Below are 24005 nucleotides of genomic sequence, written 5' to 3' on the forward strand. Positions count from 1 at the left end.
CGTACGTCGGGCGAGTCCAACGTGGAAACGTTACCGATCGGGGTGTTCGGCGATCCAGCGGCCGACCTGGGCCCGGGAGCTGAAGCCGAGCTTGCTGAGGATGTGCTCGACGTGCGTCTCGGCGGTCCGCTGGGAGATGACGAGGCGGGCGGCGATCTCCCGGTTGCTCAGCCCCTCGCCGACCAGGCCCGCGATCTCGTGCTCACGCCGCGTCAGCCGCCCGGCCATCCCCGGCTTCGTGGCGGTCTCGCGTTCCTCCCCCAGCGCCAGCGCGACGGCCTGCTCGAACGAGTACACGGCACCCTGCGCGAAGGCCCCGTCGAAGACCTCGTCGCCGACCACTGCCCGGATCCGCTGGGCGGTCAACTCGTCGAACTGACTGTATGGCGTCGTCTCGTCGACGTGCGCGCCGCTGGACCGCCAGACCGCGCGGGACGCGCCCGCCAGCCGGGCCGCCCGCTCGTCCGGCGCGGTCGACCCGGCGCACCACGACAGTGCCTGGACGCAGAAGCCGATCCCGGTGCGATCGTTCATCGGCAGCCACAGCCGGATCGCTTCGCGGAACGCGCGCGTGGCCTCCTCGAACTGGTCGTGGTCGCGCCACCGGACGATGCCGGTGCTCCACAGCGCGTAGGCTTTCGACGAGGCCGCGCTCCGGGACTCGGCCAGCTCGTAGGCCAGCCGGCTGAACTCCTCGACCCGCGGATCGCCGAGGAAGAAGGTTGCCGCGGACAACAAGATCAGCAGGTCGAACTCGCCCAGCTCGTCCTGGACCGCACGGTAGCTCGTCAGGCCGCGCTCCAGCCGGGCGACGGCACCGGTGAGATCACCTTGGTAGATCAGCGCCTGCCCCTCCACCTCGGCGATCCGGGCCCGCAACTGCTCGTCGTCGTACCGCTCGGCGAGCTCCGCGCACTCGGCCAGCAGCCGGGTCGACTGCTCGGCCTCGCCCAGGAACATCGAGAGATAGGCACCGGCCCAGATCCCCTTCGCCCTGGTCGGGGTCTGCTCCGGCGCGGCGTCGATCGCCAAGCTGAGGTAGCGATGCCCTTCACGGAGGAACCCGGCGAACCAGAAGTTCCACAGCGGTGCCGCGATCTCCAGGGCGGCCGCGCCTTCACCCGGCTCGCTCAGGCAGAAATCGAGGGCCACCCGGAGGTTCTCGTGCTCGCGCCGCATCCGGATGTACCAGTCGGCCTGCCGCGGGCTGAAGCAGTCCGCCTCCCAGCGAGCCGCCAGCGTCCGGTAGTAGTCGCGGTGCCGGCGCTCGAACTCGCTGGTCTGGCCGGCGTCGGCGAGCCGTCGGCCGCCGTAGTGACACATGGTGCTGAGGATGTCGTACCAGGCGACCGTGTGGTCGGTGGCCACCGTGCGCGTGATGATCGACTTGTTCACCAGGCCGGCAATCAGGTCGAGCACGTCCTCCCGCGGGACACCGTCGCCCGAGCAGATCTCCTCCACTGCTTCCAGCTCGAATCCGCCGGCGAAGACCGACAACCGCTCCCACAGCATCCGCTCCGCCGGGGAACACAGGTCGTAACTCCAGCCGATGGCTGCCTCCAGCGCCTGCTGCCTGGCCGGCCCGGCCGGTCGCCCGCCGGTCAGCAACCGGAAGCGGTCCGCGAGCCGGTCGATGATCTGCGCGAGCGACAGCGTCCGCATCCAGACCGCCGCCAGCTCGAGAGCCAGTGGTACGCCGTCCAACCGCCTGCACAACTCGATCACTTGAGCCCGGTTGGTCTCGTCGATCACGAATTCGGGCATCACCGCGCGGACGCGATCCGCGAAGAGAATCAAGGCCTCGTACTGGTCGGCGTCGGCGGCCGGCACCTCGGCCGACGGCGTCGACAACGGTGGCACGGACAGGACCTGCTCACCTTCGACACCGAGCACGTGCCGGCTGGTGACCAGGATCCGCAGGTGCGGTGCCGCCGCCAGCAGCTTGCTCACCAGTACGGCGCACGCCTCGGCCAGGTGCTCACAGTTGTCGAGCACCAACAGCAGGTGCTTGTCCTCCAGGTACTCCGCCAGGTCGGCCGTCGGGTTTGCCGACACCTGGCTGAGCTCCAGCGTCCCGGCCAGAGTGTGTCCGAGCAGGGCAGGATCCTGCAGGGCGCCGAGTTCCACGAACCAGACTCCGTCGGGGAACGTCCGTCGTACCTCTGCCGCCATCCGGAGCGCGAGGCGGGTCTTGCCGACTCCTCCTGAACCGGTCAGCGTGAGCAGACGGCTACTCGACAGCAACCGCCTCGTTTCCGCCAGCGCACGACGCCGCCCCACGAAGCTCGTCAGCTCAGCCGGCAACCGGCCACGAGTCGGCGCCGTGGGCTTCGACTCAGCCATGCCTCAGCCTAGGCCGGATCCAGGCGCTTGAGACCGGCTCGAGGTCGCGGCCGTTCAGACGAGTTCGCGATCGTCGCCGTTGATGACGAGGGCCTGGCCGTCCCGCAGCGGGAGATACGGGACGCCGGTGTGGTCGTAGAGGTCGGCGACCTTCGCGAGGAGTTCCTCCGCGTGGAGGCCTACCTCGGTCAGCCAGGTGATCTCGTCCGCGACCTTCGCCCGGCGTACGTCGGGATCCTCGGTGTCGATCGAGTTGCAGATGACCGCGACCCGGGCGTTCGGTGGGAGGAGCGCGACGAGGCGGTCGGGGTGGTCGCCGAGGCGGAAGGAGGACAGGTAGAGCTTCATTGGGCGTCGACGAGGAGGTCCAGGGCGTGGTCGAGGTCGTCCGGGTACTTCGAGGTGAACTCGACGTACTCGCCGGTGCCGGGGTGGGTGAAGCCGAGGCGCATGGCGTGCAGCCACTGGCGGGTGAGTTGGAGACGCTCGGCGAGGACCGGGTCGGCGCCGTACGTGAGGTCGCCGCAGCACGGGTGACCGATCGCGGACATGTGCACCCGGATCTGATGCGTGCGGCCGGTCTCCAGCGTGATCTCCAGCAGCGTGGCGAACCGGAAGGCCTCGAGCGTCTCGTAGTGCGTGACGCTCGGCTTGCCGCCCGCCACGACGCCGAACTTGTAGTCGTGGTGCGGGTGCCGGTCGATCGGCGCGTCGACCGTGCCGGTGAACGGGTCGGGATGGCCTTGGACCAGCGCGTGGTAGATCTTCTTGACCGTGCGCTCCTTGAAGGCGCGCTTGAGCACGGTGTACGCGTACTCCGTCTTCGCGACGACCATCAGCCCGGACGTGCCGACGTCGAGCCGGTGCACGATGCCCTTGCGTTCGGCCGCGCCGCTGGTTGAGATGTTGAAGCCCGCGCCGGCCAGATGGCCGATCACAGTCGGGCCGGTCCACCCCGGTGACGGGTGCGCGGCGACCCCGACCGGTTTGTCGACCACGACGATCTCGTCGTCGTCGTACACGATCCGGAGGTTGTCCACCGTCTCCGGTACGACGGTCACCTCGCCGGGCGGAGGTGGTAGCTCCACATCGAGCAGTACCCCGGCCGACACTCGCGACGACTTCGGTGCCGGGGAGCCGTCGACCTGGACCAGACCGGACTCGATCAGCTCCGCGGCCTTGGTCCGGGATACGCCGAACAGCCGCGACAGCGCCGCGTCCAACCGCTCGCCCGCCAGTCCGTCCGGCACCATCACGGTCCGCGAACTCACTTGCGGTGCTCCCGGGTGCCGTCGAGCTTGACCCCACGCAGGGTCTGGATCACCAGCAGGATCGCGGCCGACGTGACCGCCATGTCCGCGACGTTGAAGATCGCCCAGTGCGGAGTCTGCAGGAAGTCGACCACGTGCCCGTGGAACGGCGAGGGCTCGCGGAAGATCCGGTCGATGATGTTCCCGACCGCGCCCCCGAACAGCAGTCCGAACGCCACCGCCCAGCCCGCCGACCCCAGCCGCCGGGACAGGTAGACGACCCCGACCGCCACGGTGATCTGCACGGCACTGATGTACGGCGTGTAGCCCGACCCGAGACTGAACGCGGCGCCGGAGTTCCGGATCAGGTTGAACTTGAGCAGGCTCCCGATCACGTTCACCGGCTCACCCGGCGTCAGATGCGCCAGGGCCAGAGCCTTCGTCAGCTGGTCCAGGATCAAGATCAGCAACCCGACCCCGCCGAACAGCGCCGCCCACTTCCAGGACCTGCCGGCCTGGCCGCCTCCGCCACCGGTCTCGGCGGCCGAAGAAGAGGTAGCGGACACGGCCTCACCACTATCGGAGGCGGCCGCTTCGCCGCCGGTCGGCTCACGGGAGCCGTCATCGGGGGCTGGGGACGACGGAGAACCGGCCGACGGGGTGTCGGCCGGTTCCGTTGACTCCGAGGGCGCGTCCCCCACCTGCTGGGACGAGTCGGTGTGGCTCAGCGGCGTTCTTCGCGTTCTTTGCATGACACGCACAGTGTCGCACGGGGGAACGCCTGCAACCGACCCTTACCGATCGCGTTGCCGCAGCTCTCGCACACGCCGTACGTGCCGTCGTCGATCTTCGCCAGGGCGCGCTCGATCTGGTCGAGCATGTCCCGGGCGTTGTTCGCCAGCGACATCTCGTGGTCGCGCTCCAGCGTGGTGGAGCCGACGTCGGCCTGGTCGTTCCCGGCGCCGTCACCACCGTCGCGGAGGAGTCCGACGATCTCCTGCTCGGCGTCGTGGATTTCCTTCCTCAGGTGCACCACGTCGGCTTCCAGCTCGCCGCGGAGCTCGGCCAGCTCGGCCGCGGTCCACGGGCTCTCGCCGGACTTCACCGTGAGGGTCTCTGCCTTGTGTGCTACGGACTTGGCCGGCGCCGTTGCCGGAGTCCTGTTCTCGTTGGTCTTCATGGCCACCCTCTTCGTCGGAGCATGCTTGGCAGGGGTCTTCTTGGCCGGAGCCTTCTTCGCCGCGGCGGTTGATGTCGACTTCTTCGCCGCGGAAGTCTTCGTGGCCGGCGAGGTCTTCGCCGGTGCCTTCTTGCGGGCCGTGGTCGTGGCCGGCTCGGTCGTCTTCTTCGCGGCACTCTTCTTGGCCGCGGCAGTGCCTTGGGGGGCGGTCTTCTTGGGAGCCGATGTAGCCATGGTCAGCTACCCCCTGCCTTCGTCGGTGACTGAAGCGGACTGGTCGCAAGACACTAGGCCACGTGTTCACCACGTGCCAGTCCGACGCGCAGACCGTGGGGATACGGTAGTCGGTTGTTCAAGCCCACTCGATGTTCCGCGCGTCACAGCGAAACTGACAGAAGTTCGGTTATCCCCTGGCTCAGCCGAGCAGTCGTTTCAATCTCGGCCGGATGTCGCTCTCCTCCCCCTCCACCTCGACCACCTTGTCCCGGCTGGTCGCGCCCCGCACCAACGTCACCCCAGAGCGTCGTACGCCGAACGCGGCAGCAACCGCAGTCAGGACAGCCTTCGTCGCCTGTCCCTCCACCGCACGGGCTGCCACCGCGACCACCAGGGCCGGACCAGACGGTCCGTCGTACCGGCCCCCGACCGCGGTCCGTGAAGCTCCCGGTCGCACCCGCAGGAGAATTCTCATCCCTGAATTCTTGCCTGACCACCGATTAACGATTCGTAGTTGCCTCGTACTACGCCGTACACTGACAACCGCGATCCGCAAGGCAGTGATGGGGCAATCACCCCTGAGCCGCCGGAAGAACAGTCCGCAAGGACCTATTAGAACCGGCAGCGTCTCGTAAAGGAAGTGGGTGACTGTACTCAAAGTCACCAAGGAGGGTGGTACCGCGCGGTAGCAGGCGACACGCCTGGTGCTTCGTCCCTCGTCAGCAGTCACTGGCGACGAAGGACACCGAAGATGGCGGCAGACACCCCGGAAACCCCCTGGCGGCAGGTCCCGGCCCAGGTTGATTTCCCCGCGCTCGAGCGAGAAATGCTCACCCTCTGGGACGAGCACGACACCTTCGCGAAGAGCCTCGAACAGTCCGCCGGCGGACAGCCGTGGACGTTCTTCGAGGGTCCCCCGACCGCGAACGGGATGCCCGGCACCCACCACATCGAGGCGCGCGTCTTCAAGGACGTCTTCCCGCGCTACCGGACCATGAAGGGCTTCTGGGTCGAGCGCAAGGCCGGCTGGGACTGCCACGGTCTGCCGGTCGAGGTCGCGGTGGAGAAGGAACTCGGCTTCAACGGCAAGAACGACATCGAGGCGTACGGCATCGCCGAGTTCAACGCCAAGTGCCGTGAGTCGGTGCTGCGGCATGTGGACGCGTTCAACGAGCTCACCGTCCGGATGGGCTACTGGGTCGACCTCGAGCACCCGTACCGGACCATGGACCCCGAGTACGTCCAGTCCGTCTGGTGGTCGCTCAAGCAGGTGCACGACAAGGGCCTGCTGGTCGAGGACTACCGCATCACGCCGTACTGCCCCCGCTGCGGCACCGGTCTGTCCGACCACGAGCTCGCCCAGGGCTACGAAACGGTCGTCGACCCCTCGGTCTACGTCCGCTTCCCGCTGACCTCCGGTCCACTGGCCGGCAAGGCGTCACTGCTGGTCTGGACCACGACCCCCTGGACACTCGTTTCAAACACCGCGGTCGCAGTACACCCCGACGTCCAGTACGTCGTCGCCACCGACGGCAACGAGTCCCTGGTGGTGGCCGAGCCGCTCCTGGACAAGCTAGGCGAGGGCTGGACGGTGACCGGTCAGTACGGCGGTCGCGAGATGGAGCGGTGGACGTACCAGCGGCCGTTCGAGCTGGTGGAGTTCCCCGAGCCGGCGCACTACGTCGTACTGGCCGAGTACGTGACCACCGAGGACGGCACCGGTCTGGTGCACCAGTCCCCTGCGTTCGGTGCGGACGACCTCGCGGTGAGCCGCGCGTACAACCTGCCGGTCGTGAACCCGGTGGACGCGACCGGTCACTTCAACGCCGACGTACCGCTGGTCGGCGGGCAGTTCTTCAAGAAGGCCGACGAGGACCTGGTCAAGGACCTCGCCGCGCGCGGCATCCTGTTCAAGCACGTACCGTACGAGCACCCGTACCCGCACTGCTGGCGCTGCCACACCCCGGTCATGTACTACGCCCTCCCGTCCTGGTACATCCGCACCACGCAGGTGAAGGACGCCCTGCTCCGGGAGAACGAGAAGACCAACTGGTACCCGGACTCGGTCAAGTGGGGCCGGTACGGCGACTGGCTACGGAACAACATCGACTGGGCCGTCTCCCGCTCGCGCTACTGGGGTACGCCGCTGCCGATCTGGCGCTGCGAGGACGACCACCAGGTGTGCGTGGGTTCGCTGGCCGAGCTCGGTGAACTGGCCGGCCGGGACCTGAGCGAGACCGACCCGCACCGACCGTACGTCGACGACATCACCTTCGACTGCCCGACCTGTGGCGCCGAGGCTCGCCGCGTGCCCGAGGTGATCGACGCGTGGTACGACTCGGGTGCGATGCCGTTCGCGCAGTGGGGCTACCCGTGGGCGGCCGGATCGAAGGAGAAGCTCGAGGAGGCGTACCCGGCCGACTTCATCTCCGAGGCGATCGACCAGACCCGCGGCTGGTTCTACACGCTGATGGCGATCGGCACGCTGGTGTTCGACGAGTCGCCGTACCGCGATGTCGTCTGCCTCGGCCACATCATGGCCGAGGACGGCCGGAAGATGTCCAAGCACCTGGGCAACATCCTCGAGCCGATCCCGCTGATGGACGACCACAGCGCGGACGCGGTGCGCTGGTTCATGGCCGCGTCCGGGTCGCCGTGGAAGGCGCGCGGCATCGGGCCGAACGTGCTGAACGAGATCGTGCGGAAGGTGCTGCTCACCTACTGGAACACGGTCGCGTTCCACGCGCTCTACGCCCGGCTGGCCGACTGGTCGCCGGCCGACGCTCCGGCGGTCGCCGACCGCTCGGTGCTGGACCGCTGGCTGGTTAGCGAGACGCACCGACTGGTCCGCGACACCGACGAGGCCTACGCGGTCTACGACACGCAGCGGCTCGGTCTGCAGATCAACTCGTTCGTCGACGTGCTCTCGAACTGGTACGTACGCCGTTCCCGCCGCCGGTTCTGGTCCGGTGACGCCGGCGCACTGGCGACGCTGCACGAGACGCTCGACGTGCTCACGCGGGTGATGGCGCCGCTGATGCCGTTCGTCACCGAGCGGGTCTGGCAGGACGTGTTCCGCCCGGTCACGCCCGGCCTGCCGGAGTCGGTCCACCTCACGAGCTTCCCGACGTACGACGAGAGCCTGATCGACGACGTACTGACGCAGCACGTGTCGATGGCCCGGCGCGTCGTCGAGCTCGGCCGGTCGGCACGGGCCGAAGCGAAGGTGCGGACGCGTCAGCCGCTGTCCCGCGCCCTCGTCGGGTCCGCGGCGATCGCGGACCTGTCGCCCGAACTGCTGCGGGAGATCGCCGAGGAGCTCAACGTGGGCGCGGTCGAGCCGCTGTCCGCGGCGGGCGCGGATCTGGTCGAGTTCTCTGCCAAGGGCAACTTCCGTGAGCTCGGCAAGCGATTCGCCAAGCAGACGCCGGTGGTCGCGGCCGCGATCGCCGCCGCCGACGCCGGCGCGCTCGCGGTCGAACTGAAGGAGACCGGGACGGCGAGTGTCGTCGTCGACGGCGAGGACGTCCGCGTGGGCGAAGCCGAGGTGCTGCTGTCGGAGCGGCCGAAGGAAGGCTGGTCCGTGGTGAACGAGCAGGGCGAGACCGTTGCCCTCGACCTCGAGGTGACCCCGGAGCTCAAGCAGGCCGGCCTGGCCCGCGAGGTGGTCCGGACGTTGCAGGAGGCCCGGAAGAACGCCGGCCTCGAGGTGTCGGACCGGATCAAGGTCTGGCTGACCTCGACTGACGCCGACCTGACCGATGCCCTCGGCAAGCACGCCGACGAGATCGCCCGCGAGGTGCTCGCCGTCGAGCTGAGCCAGTCGGCACCGTCGGAGTCCGCGGACGTTGCCACCGGCACCGAAGAGGACCTGCAGCTCACCTACTGGCTGACGAAGGCCTGAGCTAGCGAGGTGGACGGACGGCGCGGGCCCGCAACGACGGGCTCGCGCCGAGCAGGTTGATCGTGTCGACCAGCAGTGTGCGCGCCGCCTCGACGCGATCGTCACCCAGAGCCTGACGAAGCTCCGCATCGAGGGCGGCCCGGTGTTTGCGCGCCGCCGCGATCACGGCGTCGCCGCGGGCGGTGAGTACCACCTGCCGGGCGCGCGCGTCCGCGGGATCCTGCGCGCGGCTGAGATAGCCGCGCTTCTCCAGGTCGACGACCGACTTCGAGCCCGCCTGCTGGGTGACCCCGAGACGCTCGGCGAGTGTGCTGATCGTCACCGGTCCGCTGACCAGATGCTGGAACACGACGCCGTCGGCGAAGCGTGCGTCCTCGAAACCGTCCGCGCCGAGCCGGCGCTGGATCTCGTCCGCCAACGCCCAGCCGGTGAACAGCGACGCCAGGGACAGGTCGGCTTCAGCGGGATCGAACTCCATACCCGTGAACTATACAACCTTGGTTGTGCATCTGATAATCTACAACCATGGTTGTGCAAAAGGAGTTCGTGGACAGAGCGCACCGGATCGTCTGGTGCACGGTGGCGACGGTCGGGCCGGACAACCGGCCGCGGACCCGGATCCTGCATCCGCTCTGGGAGTTGGACACCGAGCTGGTTGGCTGGATCGTGACGCGCGCGACGCCGGTGAAGGTCCGGCATCTGGCGTACAGCCCGTATCTGAGCTGTAGCTACTGGGAACCCGCGCAGGAGGTGGCGGTTGCCGACTGTCACGCGGAGTGGGTCGACGATGTGGCGACCCGGCAACGAGTGTGGGAGCTGTATCGCGACGCTCCGGCCCCACTGGGGTACGACTTCTGGAGTGTGTTCCCCGAGGGGCCGGCCTCAGGTCATGGGGCCTCCCGGCCTGGACTGAGGAGTGGAGGGAGCGCAGCGACCGGAACGACGAGGGAAGGCCGGGAGTCAAAGCCCCATGACCCCCGCGCCGGAGGCGCGGCATTCAACAGAGAATCGCCCTCACTCCTACGGCTCGCGCCGTACCGGCTTCGGCTTACCGACGTCGAAACGCTCAGTGGCCGGAAGCAACCTCTCGCCTGGCCCTGACCCTCGCACTGACACCCTGTCACCAGCACGAGACGGTGTGTCAAAAGGGCCCGGACATGACGAAGAGGCGGTGCTGCCGGAAAGCACCGCCTCTCGTCGCGAGGTTTTTAGACGCCGTGACCGTGCGCCTGCGCGCGAGCCTCCGGACGGAAGCCGTTCCGCGGGCTGAGCGTGTCGTCGCCGTTGCCCAGCGCCTTGAGCTGCTCGGTGAAGTAGGTCTTCAGCCGGCTGCGGTACTCGCGCTCGTAGGCGTGCAGGTCGTCGATCGTGCGCTCGAGCTGGCCCTTCTGCTTCTCCAGCGTGCCGAGCATCTGCGCCCGGCGCTCGGCGATCTCGCCGTCGAGCTTCTCGGCGCGGGCGCGAGCCTCACCGGTCATCCGGTCGGCCTTGCCGCGCGCCTCGTTCTCCAGCCGCTCGGCCTTGGCGCGGGCCTCGCCGATGATCTTGTCGGCGGTGTCCTTCGCCTCCTGGACCAGGTCGTCGGAGTGCTTGGTGGCCATCTCCAGCAGCCGCACAGCGGAGCTGGAGGCGTCCCCGACGGTTCCTGCTGCCGCAGCAGCCCCCGCGGCCGCTACAGCGGGCACCACGGGTGGCTTCTCCTCCGGCTTCTCGACCACGACCGGGGGCTTGGGCTGTTGCACGACGGGCGGCAGCGCGGCGGTCTGGTCGACCGGCCGCTCCTGGCCGGCGCCCGCGCGCTGAGCCGCCGCGAGCTTGGCCCGCAGCTCCTCGTTCTCGGCGAGAAGTCGCTCGAGCTCGGCTTCGACCTCGTCGAGGAAGGAGTCGACCTCTGTGACGTCGTAGCCCTCCCGTAGTCGGACGGGCGTGAATTGCTTCGAGCGGACGTCATCCGGCGTCAGCGGCATCTTTCACCTCGTTTGTCTGTGTCTTGGCGGAGTCCCCGTGGCCAACACCATCGGCGACTCAGTAGATCACGTTATCGCTTCGTTGTGTTCTAACGGAATCCGGGCGGGCGAAACAGCCCCCCGCCCGCGGAACGCCGGCAACGAACCGGCCCCGTTTCTCGTGGTTGTACCTACCCTGTCCCCGGCGTCCTCACCCTCGGACTCGGTGGATGATCCACCGGTTCCCTGTGGTCTGCGCCGCACTGGATCACAGTGAGCGCAAGGCCGTCGAGTTGATCGACATCGCCACAGAGACGATGACGAACAGCATCAGCATGGACAGGTCGATCCGCACCCCGCCGGCCCCGATCGGGGGCAGGATCCGCCGCAGCGGCTTCAGGAGCGGATCGGTGATCGAGTAGATCAGTTCGAAGAACAGCAGCAGCGGGCCCTTCGGGTGCCACTGCGGCGCGAACATGACGATCAGACTGAGTACGAACCGCGCCACCAGCACGAGGAAGAAGGCGAGCAGCACCCAGCTGAGAACACTGAGGACGAGCGCTAGAGCAACCATGTCGTCAATGAGTGTAGAAGACGGCGGAAGGGAGCGGGTCAGCTCTGGTTGTAGAACCCGTCCGCCGCGATCTTCTCCTTCTCCTCGGCGGCCACAGTCACGTTCGGCGGGCAGACCAGGAACACCTTGGTGGTGATCCGCTCGATCGACCCACGGCAGCAGAAGATCAGCCCGGCCGCGAAGTCGACCAGTCGCTTGGCGTCGGCGTGATCCATCTCGGTCAGGTTCATGATGACGGGCGTGCCGTCGCGGAAGTGCTCACCGATGACCCGCGCCTCGTTGTAGCTGCGCGGGTGCACGGTGGTGATCCGGGCCAACTCGGTAACCTCCGGGGATGGTGCGACACCACGTCGTTCTGGAAACTTGCTGACCGTCGCGCCCTGCTCCTCGCGGCCTGAGTGAATGTGCGACTCGGCCCGCGGTTCGCGGACGTCCCGGTTCTCCCGGCCGGCGGGTACCGGCTCGGTCTCGTGGGACTCCCCGTCGACGGCTTCGTCCTCGTACTCGTCGAAGTCGTCGTACTCGTCGTCGTACCGCGCGTTGTAGCGCTCCCCGTCCTCGACCAAGCCGAGGTAGACACCCATCTTGCGCAGCGCGCCGCTCATGGCCCTCCAGCCCCTCGATCCGGTTCGACGACAACGGTGAGCAGGAAGCAAAACCTGCTCGATGTCGACACTAACCCGCGGGGGTACGCGTTCCGAGTAAGGCGCGCCCGAGCCGGACGTGTGTCGCTCCCTGCCTGATCGCGGCGTCCAGGTCGGCCGTCATCCCGGCCGAGATCCAGTCGGCGCCGGGGTGTTCGGAGCGTAGCCGGGACGCTACCTCGCGCAGGCCGGCGAAGGCTTCGTCCGGGTCCGAGCCGAGTGGCGCGACCGCCATCACTCCCCCGAGCTCGAGCCCGTCCGCCGACGCGACCTCACCAGCGAGATCCAGTACGGCGTCCGGCTCGACGCCACCGCGGGCGGCCCCGGTCGCGGCGTCCGCGGATCCGTACGACGCGAGACTCACCTGAAGGAGACAGCGAAGGATCTTCTCTTCGGCGACCGCGGCCTTGGACAGTGCGGCCACCAGCGACAACCGGTCGACCGAGTGCACGGCCGACGCGTACCGGACCACCGAGCGGGCCTTCTTCGACTGCAGCTGACCGACGAAGTGCCAGGTGAGGTCCGGGCAGTCCGGCGCCTTCGCCTTGAGCTCCTGTTCACGGTTCTCGCCGACGTCACGGACGCCGAGGTCCGCCAGCGCCCGTACATCGCTGACTGGGAAGGTTTTGGTGATCGCGACAAGGGTGACCTCGTCCGGAGACCTCCCGGCCGCCTGACAGGCCTTCTCGATCCGCTCCTGGGCGTGGTGGAGATTCGCCCGCAGCTCGTCCACGCGCGTCGTCACGCCGCGGTCACCGCGCCCAGCTTGACCAGGCCGGCCATCCGGCCACTGACCGGGCCTTCCCGCCGGTACGAGTACAGGGCCTCCGACTCGATCGTGCACGCCGTCGCATCGACCACCTCGACGCCCAGCTCGTCCAGCTGTGCGCGAACCCCGGCTGCCACGTCGATAGCCGGCGTACCCCAGCTGGTCTCTGCGTACGACGCCGGCACCCGCTCGGTGACCTCGGCCCGCATCTCCTCCGGCACCTCGTAGCAGTTCCCACAGGCGTACGGCCCGAGTACGGCGGTGATCCGTGTGGCACCGAGCTCACGCATCGCCTCCACAGTCGCCGGTACGACACCGACGTACATGCCCTTGCGACCGGAGTGAGCGGCACCGATCACGCCATCACCCGCGAGCAACACCGGAAGACAGTCGGCGGCGCGAACACACAGCACCACATCATCGCGGGTGGTGACGACACCGTCGGCAATCGGCATCGGCTGCATCGGAAGCTCGTCCTCCGGCCGCACGACAGACACGTCGCGCCCATGCACCTGGCTGACTCGCACGACACCTTCCGGCCGGACTCCGAACTCGGCCGCGATCAGCCGGAAGTTCGCCGTCACCGCCTCCGCATCGTCGCCGACCGCGCTGCCGAGATTCAGTTCGCCGTACGGCGCTTTGCTCGTGCCGCCGAAGCGGTCGGTGAAGGCGAAGCGGACGTCCTCGAGAACCTCGTCGTAGCCGAACACGACTGAAGGTTACCCAGCGGCGACCTGTGCTCCCAGCACTGTCCGAGCCTCGTCGGTCACAGTGTTCCGGTCCGGATCCGATGGCAGGCCCAGGACGTGCTCGGCAGCCCGGCGGTACGCCTCGGTGAAGGCCTGGTCCGCAGGTACGTCGACGTCCGGAGTCACGCCGGTACCTTCCCAGTTGGTCCCGGAGACCGGGTTCATCGCACGCTGCACCGAGATCGTCGCCTCGAGTTGCTCGTGCAGCTTGAACCCACGCCGTGGATGCGCACCGCCACCTGTCCGCTCGCCGACGATCACCGCTCGCCCGAGCTGCTGCAGGTTGTAGGACAGTTCCTCCGCGCCGGAGAACGTCACCGAACTGGTCAGCACCCAGATCGGCTTCGAGCCGCCGAACCGCGGACCCGGCACGTACGGCGACGTCCAGAACTGCCGCGCGGTCCCGTCGGCCGGAGTGACCAGGTCGTTCAGATGGACCGCGTCGTCGTCATCGACCAGATGACTGCAGACGAAGGCGACCTGGTCGGGTGACCCACCCAGGCAGCGACGCAGGTCGAGCAGCAGCGCGTCGGTCGACGCGAGCAGCGTCATCGCCGCGGTCACGGCCGGGCCGGCGTGGGTAGGGGCGTACAGCAACGGCCGGATCTCCAGGAGCCCGATGTTGCCGTCCAGCCGCTCCACCCGCGCCATCCCGCCGGCGTCGAGAGCGGCGCGGCGGCGCCAATGGGCCTCCTCGGCGATCGGGTCGGCCTCGTCCGGCAGCCCGTCGCGGTGGAACCTCAGCCGCAGATGTTTGTCGTGGTTGCCGACCTGCAGGTCGTCGGTGACCCGCTCGGCCAGCCGCTCGGGCTCCCGGAGTTCGTCGTACCGGCCGGTGGCGGTGGCGGCGGCGAGCCGGTCGGCCACCTCCCGGCCGGTCTCGGGGAAGACGTAGTGCTCGGCGACGAGTGCGCCCAGCCGGCCGACGACGGCGCGGATCTCTTCGGTCTGCATGCGCAGGAGTGAAGCATGCGGCTTGACAAAGCGTCAAGAGATATTGACGCTTGATTCATGAGCGAGATTTCCGACCGGCTGGAGGTGTCGACAGCCGCGCAGTTCAAGGCGCTCGGGCACCCGCTGCGGCACCGCTTGCTGTTCGCGCTCGGGCAGGAGGCGGCCACGATCAGCCAGTTGGCCGGCGCGCTCGGCACGGCGAAAGGCAACGTCGCCCATCACCTGGGCGTGCTGCGCGAGGCCGGCATGGTGCACGTGGCCGAGACCCGGCAGGTGCGCGGCGGGACCGAGCAGTACTACCGGCGATCCGCGCGGAAGTTCGACTTCGTCGGTGAGGGCGCGCGGGCGAACAACACGGTCGTCCTGCAGGCGATCGCGGCCGAGCTCGAGACCGACGACGCCGACCCGCTGGTGCTGTTGCGGAACGTCCGGCTGACCGCGGACCAGGCCGCGGAACTGGCCGCGACGCTGGAGCGGATGGTCGATGACCTCACCGACGCCGGCCCGGGCGAGTCCCGGTACGGCGTCGTCGTCTCGGTCTACCACCCCCGCCAGCCCCAGCCATCCGCCGGGACCTGACGCAGAGCGCGCGGCAGGAGCTGGCGGAGGGTGTTACTTGAGGAAGTCCGGGATGTCGAGGTCTTCTTCGGGGTCCGGCTTGCGGGCCGGGCGGGTCGGGGTGGGCTGGGACGAGCCGTTGCCCGACGTCGACCCAGGCGTCGCGCCCGCGGTGCTGGGGCCGTGGGTCGGCCAGGAGTGCTGGGTCCCCGGCGCGGTCGGAGAGGCCGGGGTGTGCGGCGCCGACTGCGGCGACTGCTGCCCAGACTGGACCGTGCGAACTGGGTCGCCGGGCTGAGGGCGGGCCGAGTTGGTCGTGCCCGCACCCGGACGGCCCTCGGTCGGAGCCGGCACCGGGACGGTGTCGTCGGTGGGGACCGGCGGGTTCGCGAACTGACCTGCCTGCCCGTTCGAGGAGCCCGCGGCGCCCTGACCGGCAGCGGCCTGACCGGCACCCGGCTGACCAGCGGCCTCACCGGCGGGCTGTCCACCGGCGAACTGGCCACCCGTCGACTGCCCACCATCGCCGGTCGCGCCACCCGGCTGGCTCGCCGGGGGCTGACCGGCCTGCTGGCCGGCCGGTGCCGTCGGGTTGTTCGTGCCGGACATCGGCGCCGAGTAGCTCTGCGACTCCGACGACGGCCGGGAGGTCTGCGGGCGGGCGGTGCTCATCGCCTGCTCGCGCCGCTTCGGCATCCCGCCGTCGAACCCGGCCGCGATCACGGTCACCCGCACCTCGTCGCCGAGGGCGTCGTCGATCACCGCGCCGAAGATGATGTTCGCGTCGGAGTGCGCGGACTCCGAGACCAGCTGGGCCGCCTCGTTGATCTCGAACAGCCCCAGGTCGGAGCCGCCGGCGATCGACAGCAGCACGCCGTGCGCACCCTCGATGCTTGCCTCGAGCAACGGCGAGGAGATGGCCGCCTCGGCCGCCGCGACCGCGCGGTCCTCGCCGCGGGACGAGCCGATGCCCATCAGCGCGGAGCCGGCGTTCGACATGACCGCCTTGACGTCGGCGAAGTCCACGTTGATCAGGCCGGGCGTGGTGATCAGGTCGGTGATGCCGGAGACACCTTGCAGCAGCACCTGGTCGGCCTGCTTGAACGCGTCCAGCACGGACACGGCGCGGTCGGAGATGGTCAGCAGCCGGTCGTTCGGGATGACGATCAGGGTGTCGACCTCTTCACGGAGGGCGGCGATACCGTCCTCCGCCTGGGTCGCACGGCGTTTGCCCTCGAACGAGAACGGCCGGGTCACCACACCGATCGTCAGCGCGCCGAGCGATCGCGCGATGCGGGACACCACCGGCGCGCCGCCGGTGCCGGTGCCGCCACCCTCGCCGGCGGTGACGAAGACCATGTCGGCGCCCTTGAGCGCCTCCTCGATCTCCTCCGCGTGGTCCTCGGCGGCCTTCTGCCCGATCGCCGGGTTCGCGCCGGCGCCGAGGCCCCGGGTCTCCTCCCGGCCGATGTCGAGCTTGACGTCCGCGTCGCTCATCAACAGCGCTTGCGCGTCGGTGTTGATGGCGATGAACTCAACGCCCTTCAGACCGTGCTCGATCATCCGGTTCACGGCATTGACGCCGCCTCCGCCGATGCCGACGACCTTGATGAGTGCCAGGTAGTTCTGCGGTGCCGCCACGTCCGCGCCTCTCGCCTCGTTCTGTTCCTGTTGTGGCCGGTTGGCCCCTGTTCCAGCGAAAAGTTCCAGCGAAAAGACTGAACCTCAAGTGGATGCTTAGACTTATGTCAACTTTAGATTACGACGCACGCTACGGGACGGCTTCGGGCAATGTCCACGCGCCTCGCCGCGCGCCCCGTCATGTGCTCCGTGATGTGATCCGTCACCGCTTTTCCCCTTTGGTGACAGGGAGATCGGGCGCCGAGACGTCGTACACCTTGGCCTTGCGTTTCATCAGCACGCTGAGTACCTCGGCCTTTCGCTCGCTGTCATCGGAACTGCCCCAAACGACCTTCACCCCGGAGGCGAGGTTGAGAGTGATCGAGTCCGGCGACAGCGCCGAGATCGACCCGACCTGGGCCCGCAACGTGTCCGGCAGAGCCGCCGAAACCGTCACCAGCGAACGGATCGTGACGTCGCGCCGGGTGCCGGTCACCTTCGCCTCCGGCAGTCCGGCCGGCCGGTCCGGCACCGTTTTGAACGTCGTTCCGGTCGCGTCGACCAGCTCGAACCGCGAGCCGTCGGTGACCACGACCACCGGCACCCGTTCGGTGACGACGATCACGATCTTGTTCGGCCAGGCGCGGGTCACCTGCGCGTCCTCGACCGCCGGGATCGTCCGCACCCGGTCCGCGATCGACCGCAGGTCGACCTGCGCCAGCGGTGTGCCGATCGGTGCCGCCGCCTGCTGCTCGATCGTTGCCACCGGCACCGTGTCCGCACCGCTCACCCGGACCCCGGCGACCGCGAACGCGGACGAGTAGTAGAACAACCAGACGATCAGCCCGGCCAGGACGAGCAGAGCGCCGCCGATCGCCCACGGCAACCAGCTCCGCCAGCGCACCAGCCGTTGCCGGCGCGCGAACCGCTGTTGTGCCCGAGCCAGATCAACGCTCTGGCTCATTCAGTGAACCCCACCCTTTTACTCCACCACAGGAGCGAGGGCCTCGGCCGCAGACTCGCGGGCGGCAGCGCGTTCGGCCAGCAAACCAACGACTTCCGGGCCGATCAGCGTCACGTCGCCCGCGCCCAGCGTGACCACCAGGTCACCCGGCTCGGCGAGATCCGCGACCAGCTGCGGTACGGCGGACCACGACGGCTCGAACCGCACCTGATCCGGCTTCAGCGGCACGTGGTTCGCGATCAGGGCGCCGGTGACACCGGGCTCCGGGTCCTCACGGGCGGCGAAGACGTCCATCACGACGACCTCGTCGGCCAGCGCGAGCGCCTCGGAGAACTCCGTGGCGAAGATCCTGGTCCGGCTGAACAGGTGCGGCTGGAAGCACGCGACCACGCGCCCCTCCCCCGCCACCTGCCGGGCAGCGGTCAGGTCGACGGCGAGCTCGGTCGGGTGGTGGGCGTACGAGTCGAACACCCGCACGCCGTCCTCCAGGCCCTTGAACTCGAACCGCCGGCCGGTGCCGGTGAACGACTCCAGCCCCTCGGCCAGGTCGGCCGCGGAGAACCCGAGCCCGAGGCCGACCGTCAACGCGGCCGACGCGTTCAGCGCGTTGTGCTTGCCCGCCTGCTGCAACTGCACCATCGGCAGCCGCCGCCCGCGGTACACCGGCACGAACGACTGCGTCGCCCCGGTCGCGGTGATCTCGGTGACCCGCAGATCCGCATCGTCGGACTCGCCGTACGTCCGTACGTCGATGCCGCGCGCGCCGGCGAAATCGGCCAGCCTCCGGGCGCCGGCGTCGTCGTAACAGATCACCATGAAGCCGCCCGGGAGGACCCGGTCGCAGAACTGCTCGAAGGCGAGCCGGTAGCTGGCCTCGTCGCCGTAGTTGTCCAGGTGGTCCGGCTCGACCGATGTGACGATCGACACCTCGGGCGTGTAGGTCAGGAACGACTTGTCCGACTCGTCCGCCTCGGCGACGAACAGGTCACCGGTGCCGTCGTGGGCGTTCGAGCCCGACTCGTTCAGGTTGCCGCCGATCGCGTACGACGGATCGGCCGCGCAGTGCTGCAGCGCCACGGTCAGCATCGACGTCGTGGTCGTCTTGCCGTGCGTGCCGGCGACCGCGAGCGTCCGCCGGCCGACCATCACCGAGGCGAGTGCCGCGGCCCGCGGCAGGATCGGGATCCCGGCGGCCCGGGCGGCGATCACCTCGGGGTTGGTCTCGCGGATCGCGGTCGACACCACCACGGTATCGGCGTCGGCGACGTGCTCGGCGGCGTGACCGACCCAGCAGGTGGCGCCGAGCGCGCGCAGCGCGGCCAGCACCTTCCCGTCCTTGGCGTCGGAGCCGGACACCTCGATGCCGCGGGACGCCATGATCCGCGCGATACCGGACATCCCGGCGCCGCCGATACCGACGAAGTGGACCTTGCCCAGCTTCTCCGCGGGCAGCGTCGTGTCAGGAGCGGTGACGATCACGAAGCAGACCTCACCACATCCAGGATGATCCGCGCCAATCGCTCGTCGGCATCCGTACGGATCAGGCCTTTCGCCGCTGTGGACATGGCTGTCAGACGCGCCGAGTCGTGCAGAAGTTGCGGAACGGTGGCACGAACCCAGTCCGGCGACACCGTCGCGTTGTCCACCAGCAGGCCGCCGCCCGCATCCACCACGGGCTTGGCGTTCAGTGCTTGCTCACCGTTACCGTGCGGAAGCGGAACGTAGATTGCGGGCAGACCGACACCGGACACCTCGGTGACCGTGTTCGCGCCCGAGCGGCAGACCGCGAGATCCGCGGCGGCGTAGGCCAGGTCCATCCGGTCGATGTACGACAGAACGGCGTACGGCAGGGGTCCGGTCTGCGGGACCTCGAGCGTGTTCTTCGGACCGATCGCGTGCAGGACCTGGATGCCGGCCGCCTGCAGGTCCGCGGCGGCACCGGCGAACGCCTCGTTCAGCCGCTGCGCGCCCTGTGAACCGCCCGTCACGAACAGCGTGGGCGCATCCGGGTCCAGCCCGAAGAACCGCCGGGCCTCGGCCCGCAGCGCGGCCCGGTCCAGCGTGGAGATCGCGCGCCGGATGGGCAGGCCGACGTACTCGGCGTGCGGCAGATCGGTGCCGGGGAACGACGTCTTGACGTGCTGCGTGCAGTAGCGGGCGGCGAACTTGTTCGCGATCCCCGGTACGGCGTTGCCCTCGTGCACCACGATCGGCGTCTTCCGCCGCCAGGCCGCGACGTACGCGGGGGTGGAGACGTAGCCGCCGAAGCCGACCAGGACGTCGGCCTTCGCCTCGTCCAGCGCCTTGCGGGCCGCACCGACCGAGGCCAACATCTTGCCCGGTACGGCGAGCAGCGCGGGCGTGGGCCGGCGCGGCAGCGGCACCGGCGGGATCAGCTCGAGCCGGTAGCCGGCCTCCGGGACCACGCGGGTCTCGAGCCCGCGCTCGGTGCCGAGCGCGAGGATCTCGATGGTCGGATCGAGCCGCCGCAACGCGTCCGCGGTGGCGATCAGGGGTGAGGTGTGGCCGGCGCTTCCGCCTCCGGCCAGGACGATGCTGGGCACAGCTTTCAACGCTCCCGCGTGTTCTCTCGTCAATGCGTGCGCGACGGCAGCCACCCGAACCGCGGCCGCCTGGTCTCCTTCAGGGCAGCCTGCGCGCCGGGCTCGGCCTTCGCGAAGGACAGCAGCATGCCGATCGCGATCAGCGTCGGCAGCAGTGCGGAACCACCGTACGACAATAGCGGCAGCGGGATACCCACGATGGGTAGGAGTCCGATCACGGCGCCCAGGTTGACCAGGGTCTGCGCCATGATCCAGATGGTGATCCCGGCCGCCGCGTAGCGGACGAACGGCTCGGTGTTCCGGGTCGCGATCCGCACCCCTGCGTAGGCCAGGGTGAGGAACAGGGCGAGTACGGTGAGCGACCCGACCAGGCCGAGCTCCTCACCGATCACGGAGAAGATGAAGTCGGTGTGCGCCTCCGGCAGGTTGCCCCACTTCTGCCGGCTGTTGCCGATCCCGACGCCCCACCAGCCACCCGTCGACAGCGCGTAGAACGAGTGGTACGCCTGCCACCCGACCGCGGTCGGGTCGGCGAACGGGTCCAGGAACGAGGTCACTCGCTCCATCCGGTACTTCTCCGCGTTGACGAAGTACATCGCGACCGCGCCCACCACCGCGATCGTGGCGACGAACAACCGCGTCGGCGCGCCGACGATCCAGATCATGCCGATCATCACGGCCATCAGGACGAGCGCCGTACCCAGGTCGTGCTGGCCGACGACCAGTGCGATCACCAGGCCGCAGACCGGCACCATCGGGACCAGCAGGTGCTTCCACTGGGTGAGCAGCTTCTCCTTGCGCGCGTACAGATCCGCGCACCACATCACCAGCGCCAGCTTGGCGAACTCACTCGGCTGGATCTGCAGCGGTCCACCGAGGTTCAGCCAGTTGGTGTTGCCGTTCACGCCGACTCCGAGGCCCGGGATGTAGGTCAGCACAAGCAGGAAGATCGATCCGAGCAGAGCGACGTACGAAAGCATGCGGAAGTGCCGCGGCGTCATCCGGGAGGCGACGTACGCCATCGGCAGGCCGACGCCGACCCAGATCAGCTGGCGGATGAAGATCGTGTAGCTGTTCCCGTTCGCGCGCAGCGACAGCACGCTGGACGCCGACAGCACCATCAGCAGCCCGAGCACCAGCAGCAGGCCGGTGGCGCCGAGCAGGATGTGGTACGACGTCAGCGGCCGGTCCAGCACGTCCTTGATGGCCGCCAGCCAGGGCCGCTCGTCAGCTTTCTTCTGATCCGGCTGATCCGCGATCGATGTCACTCGATCACCCCCGGATCAGTTGTCGCCCAGCGCACGTACGGCTTCGGCGAAGGCGTCCCCGCGGGCTCCGTAGTTGGCGAACATGTCCCAGGATGCGCAGCCAGGCGCGAGCAGCACGGTGTCACCCACCTGTGCGAGCTTCGCCGCCTCCCCCACCACGATCTCCATGGCTCCAGTGTCGGTTGCCTCGATCACGATCCTCGGGACATCCGGTGCGTGTCGCTCGAGAGCTTCCGCGATCACGGCCTTGTCCTGACCGAGCAGTACGACGGCACGCAAACGATCCCGGGCCGCGATCACCAGCTCGTCGAACGTCGCACCCTTGGCCTGACCACCCGCGATCCACACCACGTGCTCGTACGCGAGCAGCGACGCCTGGGCGGCATGCGGGTTGGTCGCCTTCGAGTCGTCGACATAGTTGACCCCGGCAACGTCCGCGACATGCGCGATCCGGTGCTTGTCCGGCGTGAACCCACGCAGTCCGTCCCGGACTGCCGTCGCCGGTACGCCGAACGCCCGGGCCAGCGCGGCCGCGGCCAGCGCGTTCGCCACGTTGTGCGGCGCGGGCGGATTGACGTCGTCGATCGTGGCCAGCTCCAGCGCCGACGTCGCTCGCTGCTCGACGAATGCGCGGTCCACCAGCAACTCGTCGACCAGGCCGACCATCGACAGTCCCGGCGTACCGAGGGTGAAGCCGATCGCGCGGCAGCCCTCGATCACGTCCGCGTCCATCACCAGCTGCTCGGTGACCGGGTCGGCGGCGTTGTATACGCACGCGACCTGGCAGTTCTCGTAGATCCGGCCCTTGTCCTTGGCGTAGGCGTCCATCGAGCCGTGCCAGTCGACATGGTCCGGCGCGAGATTCAGTACGGCGGCGGAGTGCGCCGACATGGACTGTGTGAAGTGCAACTGGTAGCTGGACAGCTCGACCGCGATCACGTCGTACGGCTCGGGATCCATCACGACCTCGAGCAGCGGCAGCCCGACGTTGCCCGCGGCAACGGCTCGGTGACCCGCGGCGGTCAGCATCGCGGTCAGCATCTGCACCGTCGTGGTCTTGCCGTTGGTGCCGGTGATGCACAACCAGGGCGCGGCGTTCGCCGGGTCGCGCAGCCGCCAGGCCAGCTCGATCTCACTCCAGATCGGCACCTCCCGCTCGGCCGCCTGAGCGAGCATCGGCGCGTGCGGCGGTACGCCGGGCGACGTCACGACGACATCGACTTCCTTGGGGAGTTCGGCCGTACTGCCGGGACCGAGGGTGACCTTGGCGCCGAGGATCTCCAGGATCTGGGCCTTCTCGCGGAGCGCCTCGTTGTCCCGGTCGTCCAGGACGACCAAGTGCTCAGCGCCGGCCTGAAGCAGCGAGTCGGCGCACGCGTACCCCGCCGTCCCGAAGCCCAACACCACGAACCGGGTCGTCGCCCAACCGTCCGACGTGCGTGTCTCGAGACTCATCCCGTCACCCACTCTGCATAGAAGACCCCGAGACCGATCACCACGCACAGGCCCTGGATGATCCAGAACCGGATCACCACGTTCACCTGTTCCCAGCCGAGCATCTCGAAGTGGTGCTGCAGTGGCGCCATCCGGAATATTCGTTTGCCGACGCCGGTGGCGCGTTTGGTGACCTTGAAGTAGCCGACCTGCAAAATCACCGAGGCGGTGATGATGACGAACAGACCGCCGAGCAGCAGCACGAGCAACTCGGTCCGGGTCATCACCGCCATGCCGGCCAGCGCGCCACCCAGCGACAGCGAACCCGTGTCACCCATGAAGATCTTGGCCGGCGACGCGTTCCACCACAGGAAGCCGAACAGCGCACCGGTCAACGCGGCGGCGACAACGGCGAGGTCATGCGGATCACGGACCTCGTAACACTTCGCGCCGACGCCCTGCGCGGTGGCGCAGCTCTGGTTGAACTGCCAGATGCAGATCAGCGTGTAGGCGCCGAACACCATCATCGAGGCCCCGGTGGCCAGACCGTCCAGGCCGTCGGCGAGGTTGACGCCGTTCGACATCCCGGCGATCAGCAGCAGGATCCAGATCACCACGAGGATCACCGGTAGCTCCAGCCAGCCGATGTCGCGGATGAACGAGATGAACGGCGACGCCGGCCGCTGGCCGCGCTCGTCCGGGAACTGCAGCGCGAGGACCGCGAACACCACCGCGACCATCGTCTGGCCGGCCAGTTTCGCCTTGCTGCGCAGGCCGAGGCTGCGCTGCCGGAAGATCTTGATGAAGTCGTCCAGGAAGCCGACCGCGCCCATCCCGGCGAACAGGAACAGCACCAGCAGCGCCGAGGCGGTCGGCGGGGTCATCGTGAACAGCTTCGCCGCGAAGTACCCGATGATGGTGGCGAGGATGAAGACCGTGCCGCCCATGGTCGGTGTACCGCGCTTGGTGTGGTGCGAGGTCGGGCCGTCGTCGCGGATCTCCTGGCCGTAGCCGCGGCGGGCCAGCAGGGTGATCGCCCAGCGCGTGCCGAGCAGTGTCAGCACCATC

23 protein-coding genes are annotated in these 24005 nt (G+C 68.7%); 3 read left to right on the plus strand and 20 right to left on the minus strand.

Features of this window, described 5'->3' with window-relative positions:
• Positions 1-30: 30 nt before the first annotated feature.
• From OG876_RS39110 to OG876_RS39135, 6 genes are all read right to left on the minus strand, one after another.
• Positions 31-2343 (minus strand): ATP-binding protein, encoded by a 2313-nt coding sequence (locus tag OG876_RS39110; RefSeq protein ID WP_328521768.1) that lies wholly within the window; start codon positions 2341-2343, stop codon positions 31-33.
• A gap of 54 nt (positions 2344-2397) precedes the next feature.
• Positions 2398-2691, minus strand: a complete 294-nt coding sequence (locus tag OG876_RS39115; protein WP_328521769.1) for a hypothetical protein — start codon at positions 2689-2691, stop codon at positions 2398-2400.
• Positions 2688-3596: an RluA family pseudouridine synthase gene (locus OG876_RS39120; RefSeq protein WP_328527012.1), complete on the minus strand. Its 909-nt coding sequence runs from the start codon at positions 3594-3596 to the stop codon at positions 2688-2690. Before OG876_RS39120 ends, OG876_RS39115 begins: the two co-directional genes overlap by 4 nt.
• A 14-nt stretch (positions 3597-3610) precedes the next feature.
• Positions 3611-4159 (minus strand): signal peptidase II, encoded by a 549-nt coding sequence (gene lspA, locus OG876_RS39125; RefSeq protein WP_328521770.1) that lies wholly within the window; start codon positions 4157-4159, stop codon positions 3611-3613.
• Positions 4160-4317: 158 nt separating this feature from the next.
• The gene (locus tag OG876_RS39130) at positions 4318-5007 is read right to left on the minus strand and encodes a TraR/DksA family transcriptional regulator (protein ID WP_328521771.1); all 690 of its coding nucleotides are present in this window, start codon (positions 5005-5007) and stop codon (positions 4318-4320) included.
• Between the two features lie 181 nt (positions 5008-5188).
• The gene (locus OG876_RS39135) at positions 5189-5464 is read right to left on the minus strand and encodes a DUF167 domain-containing protein (RefSeq protein ID WP_328521772.1); all 276 of its coding nucleotides are present in this window, start codon (positions 5462-5464) and stop codon (positions 5189-5191) included.
• A 276-nt stretch (positions 5465-5740) separates the two neighbouring features.
• Here OG876_RS39135 and ileS point away from each other — a divergent pair, with 276 nt between their 5' ends.
• Positions 5741-8893: an isoleucine--tRNA ligase gene (gene ileS / locus OG876_RS39140; RefSeq protein WP_328521773.1), complete on the plus strand. Its 3153-nt coding sequence runs from the start codon at positions 5741-5743 to the stop codon at positions 8891-8893.
• Between the two features lies 1 nt (position 8894).
• Here ileS and OG876_RS39145 read toward each other — a convergent pair whose 3' ends face one another.
• Positions 8895-9371: a MarR family winged helix-turn-helix transcriptional regulator gene (locus OG876_RS39145; RefSeq protein WP_328521774.1), complete on the minus strand. Its 477-nt coding sequence runs from the start codon at positions 9369-9371 to the stop codon at positions 8895-8897.
• Positions 9372-9418: 47 nt separating this feature from the next.
• Between OG876_RS39145 and OG876_RS39150 the strand changes: the two genes are divergently transcribed.
• Positions 9419-9994 carry a pyridoxamine 5'-phosphate oxidase family protein gene (locus OG876_RS39150; protein WP_328521775.1) on the plus strand — a complete coding sequence of 192 codons (576 nt, stop codon included), beginning with the start codon at positions 9419-9421 and terminating at the stop codon, positions 9992-9994.
• Positions 9995-10101: 107 nt separating this feature from the next.
• On the opposite strand, the gene OG876_RS39155 is transcribed toward OG876_RS39150, so the two are convergent.
• From OG876_RS39155 to OG876_RS39180, 6 genes are all read right to left on the minus strand, one after another.
• On the minus strand, positions 10102-10860 hold the full coding sequence (locus OG876_RS39155; protein WP_328521776.1) for a DivIVA domain-containing protein: 759 nt from the start codon (positions 10858-10860) through the stop codon (positions 10102-10104).
• A 247-nt stretch (positions 10861-11107) separates the two neighbouring features.
• Positions 11108-11413 carry a YggT family protein gene (locus OG876_RS39160; protein WP_134098308.1) on the minus strand — a complete coding sequence of 102 codons (306 nt, stop codon included), beginning with the start codon at positions 11411-11413 and terminating at the stop codon, positions 11108-11110.
• A 38-nt stretch (positions 11414-11451) separates the two neighbouring features.
• Positions 11452-12018 carry a cell division protein SepF gene (locus tag OG876_RS39165; RefSeq protein ID WP_328521777.1) on the minus strand — a complete coding sequence of 189 codons (567 nt, stop codon included), beginning with the start codon at positions 12016-12018 and terminating at the stop codon, positions 11452-11454.
• 70 nt (positions 12019-12088) lie between these two features.
• Complete coding sequence (locus OG876_RS39170) at positions 12089-12802, minus strand: YggS family pyridoxal phosphate-dependent enzyme (RefSeq protein WP_328521778.1); 714 nt, start codon at positions 12800-12802, stop codon at positions 12089-12091.
• The gene (pgeF, locus tag OG876_RS39175; protein ID WP_328521779.1) at positions 12799-13536 is read right to left on the minus strand and encodes a peptidoglycan editing factor PgeF; all 738 of its coding nucleotides are present in this window, start codon (positions 13534-13536) and stop codon (positions 12799-12801) included. The genes OG876_RS39170 and pgeF overlap by 4 nt, the downstream gene beginning before the upstream one ends.
• A gap of 9 nt (positions 13537-13545) precedes the next feature.
• Positions 13546-14529, minus strand: a complete 984-nt coding sequence (locus tag OG876_RS39180; protein ID WP_328521780.1) for a S41 family peptidase — start codon at positions 14527-14529, stop codon at positions 13546-13548.
• Positions 14530-14586: 57 nt separating this feature from the next.
• Between OG876_RS39180 and OG876_RS39185 the strand changes: the two genes are divergently transcribed.
• Entirely contained in the window at positions 14587-15108 is a 522-nt protein-coding gene (locus OG876_RS39185) for an ArsR/SmtB family transcription factor (RefSeq protein ID WP_328521781.1), read from the plus strand.
• 33 nt (positions 15109-15141) lie between these two features.
• Here the strand turns inward: OG876_RS39185 and ftsZ are convergent, their stop codons facing one another.
• From ftsZ to mraY, 7 genes are all read right to left on the minus strand, one after another.
• A complete protein-coding gene (gene ftsZ / locus OG876_RS39190; protein ID WP_442914058.1) occupies positions 15142-16728 on the minus strand; it encodes a cell division protein FtsZ in 1587 nt (528 codons plus the stop codon).
• Positions 16729-16930: 202 nt separating this feature from the next.
• Positions 16931-17671: a cell division protein FtsQ/DivIB gene (locus OG876_RS39195; RefSeq protein WP_328521782.1), complete on the minus strand. Its 741-nt coding sequence runs from the start codon at positions 17669-17671 to the stop codon at positions 16931-16933.
• Between the two features lie 18 nt (positions 17672-17689).
• Positions 17690-19150, minus strand: coding sequence for a UDP-N-acetylmuramate--L-alanine ligase (gene murC / locus OG876_RS39200; RefSeq protein ID WP_328521783.1), 1461 nt, complete (start codon positions 19148-19150; stop codon positions 17690-17692).
• On the minus strand, positions 19147-20235 hold the full coding sequence (murG, locus tag OG876_RS39205; protein WP_328521784.1) for an undecaprenyldiphospho-muramoylpentapeptide beta-N-acetylglucosaminyltransferase: 1089 nt from the start codon (positions 20233-20235) through the stop codon (positions 19147-19149). Before murG ends, murC begins: the two co-directional genes overlap by 4 nt.
• Before the next feature lie 29 nt (positions 20236-20264).
• A complete protein-coding gene (gene ftsW, locus OG876_RS39210; protein WP_328521785.1) occupies positions 20265-21503 on the minus strand; it encodes a putative lipid II flippase FtsW in 1239 nt (412 codons plus the stop codon).
• Between the two features lie 15 nt (positions 21504-21518).
• Positions 21519-22958 carry a UDP-N-acetylmuramoyl-L-alanine--D-glutamate ligase gene (gene murD / locus OG876_RS39215; protein ID WP_328521786.1) on the minus strand — a complete coding sequence of 480 codons (1440 nt, stop codon included), beginning with the start codon at positions 22956-22958 and terminating at the stop codon, positions 21519-21521.
• The gene (mraY, locus tag OG876_RS39220) at positions 22955-24004 is read right to left on the minus strand and encodes a phospho-N-acetylmuramoyl-pentapeptide-transferase (RefSeq protein ID WP_442914204.1); all 1050 of its coding nucleotides are present in this window, start codon (positions 24002-24004) and stop codon (positions 22955-22957) included. Before mraY ends, murD begins: the two co-directional genes overlap by 4 nt.
• Between the last annotated feature and the right edge of the window lies 1 nt (position 24005).

This window comes from Kribbella sp. NBC_00359, assembly GCF_036097425.1.
Classification (GTDB): Bacteria; Actinomycetota; Actinomycetes; order Propionibacteriales; family Kribbellaceae; genus Kribbella.

Bases quoted from the DNA above. Each gene is read 5' to 3' on its own strand.
- mraY (WP_442914204.1), bottom strand. From the start codon at position 24,004: ATGGTGCTGACACTGCTCGGCACGCGCTGGGCGATCACCCTGCTGGCC.
- OG876_RS39165 (WP_328521777.1), bottom strand. From the start codon at position 12,018: ATGAGCGGCGCGCTGCGCAAGATGGGTGTCTACCTCGGCTTGGTCGAG.
- OG876_RS39110 (WP_328521768.1), bottom strand. From the start codon at position 2,343: ATGGCTGAGTCGAAGCCCACGGCGCCGACTCGTGGCCGGTTGCCGGCT.
- OG876_RS39135 (WP_328521772.1), bottom strand. From the start codon at position 5,464: ATGAGAATTCTCCTGCGGGTGCGACCGGGAGCTTCACGGACCGCGGTC.
- OG876_RS39160 (WP_134098308.1), bottom strand. From the start codon at position 11,413: ATGGTTGCTCTAGCGCTCGTCCTCAGTGTTCTCAGCTGGGTGCTGCTC.
- OG876_RS39150 (WP_328521775.1), top strand. From the start codon at position 9,419: ATGGTTGTGCAAAAGGAGTTCGTGGACAGAGCGCACCGGATCGTCTGG.
- murD (WP_328521786.1), bottom strand. From the start codon at position 22,958: ATGAGTCTCGAGACACGCACGTCGGACGGTTGGGCGACGACCCGGTTC.
- OG876_RS39120 (WP_328527012.1), bottom strand. From the start codon at position 3,596: ATGGTGCCGGACGGACTGGCGGGCGAGCGGTTGGACGCGGCGCTGTCG.
- OG876_RS39155 (WP_328521776.1), bottom strand. From the start codon at position 10,860: ATGCCGCTGACGCCGGATGACGTCCGCTCGAAGCAATTCACGCCCGTC.
- OG876_RS39115 (WP_328521769.1), bottom strand. From the start codon at position 2,691: ATGAAGCTCTACCTGTCCTCCTTCCGCCTCGGCGACCACCCCGACCGC.
- OG876_RS39180 (WP_328521780.1), bottom strand. From the start codon at position 14,529: ATGCAGACCGAAGAGATCCGCGCCGTCGTCGGCCGGCTGGGCGCACTC.
- OG876_RS39130 (WP_328521771.1), bottom strand. From the start codon at position 5,007: ATGGCTACATCGGCTCCCAAGAAGACCGCCCCCCAAGGCACTGCCGCG.
- OG876_RS39145 (WP_328521774.1), bottom strand. From the start codon at position 9,371: ATGGAGTTCGATCCCGCTGAAGCCGACCTGTCCCTGGCGTCGCTGTTC.
- OG876_RS39185 (WP_328521781.1), top strand. From the start codon at position 14,587: ATGAGCGAGATTTCCGACCGGCTGGAGGTGTCGACAGCCGCGCAGTTC.
- ileS (WP_328521773.1), top strand. From the start codon at position 5,741: ATGGCGGCAGACACCCCGGAAACCCCCTGGCGGCAGGTCCCGGCCCAG.
- OG876_RS39195 (WP_328521782.1), bottom strand. From the start codon at position 17,671: ATGAGCCAGAGCGTTGATCTGGCTCGGGCACAACAGCGGTTCGCGCGC.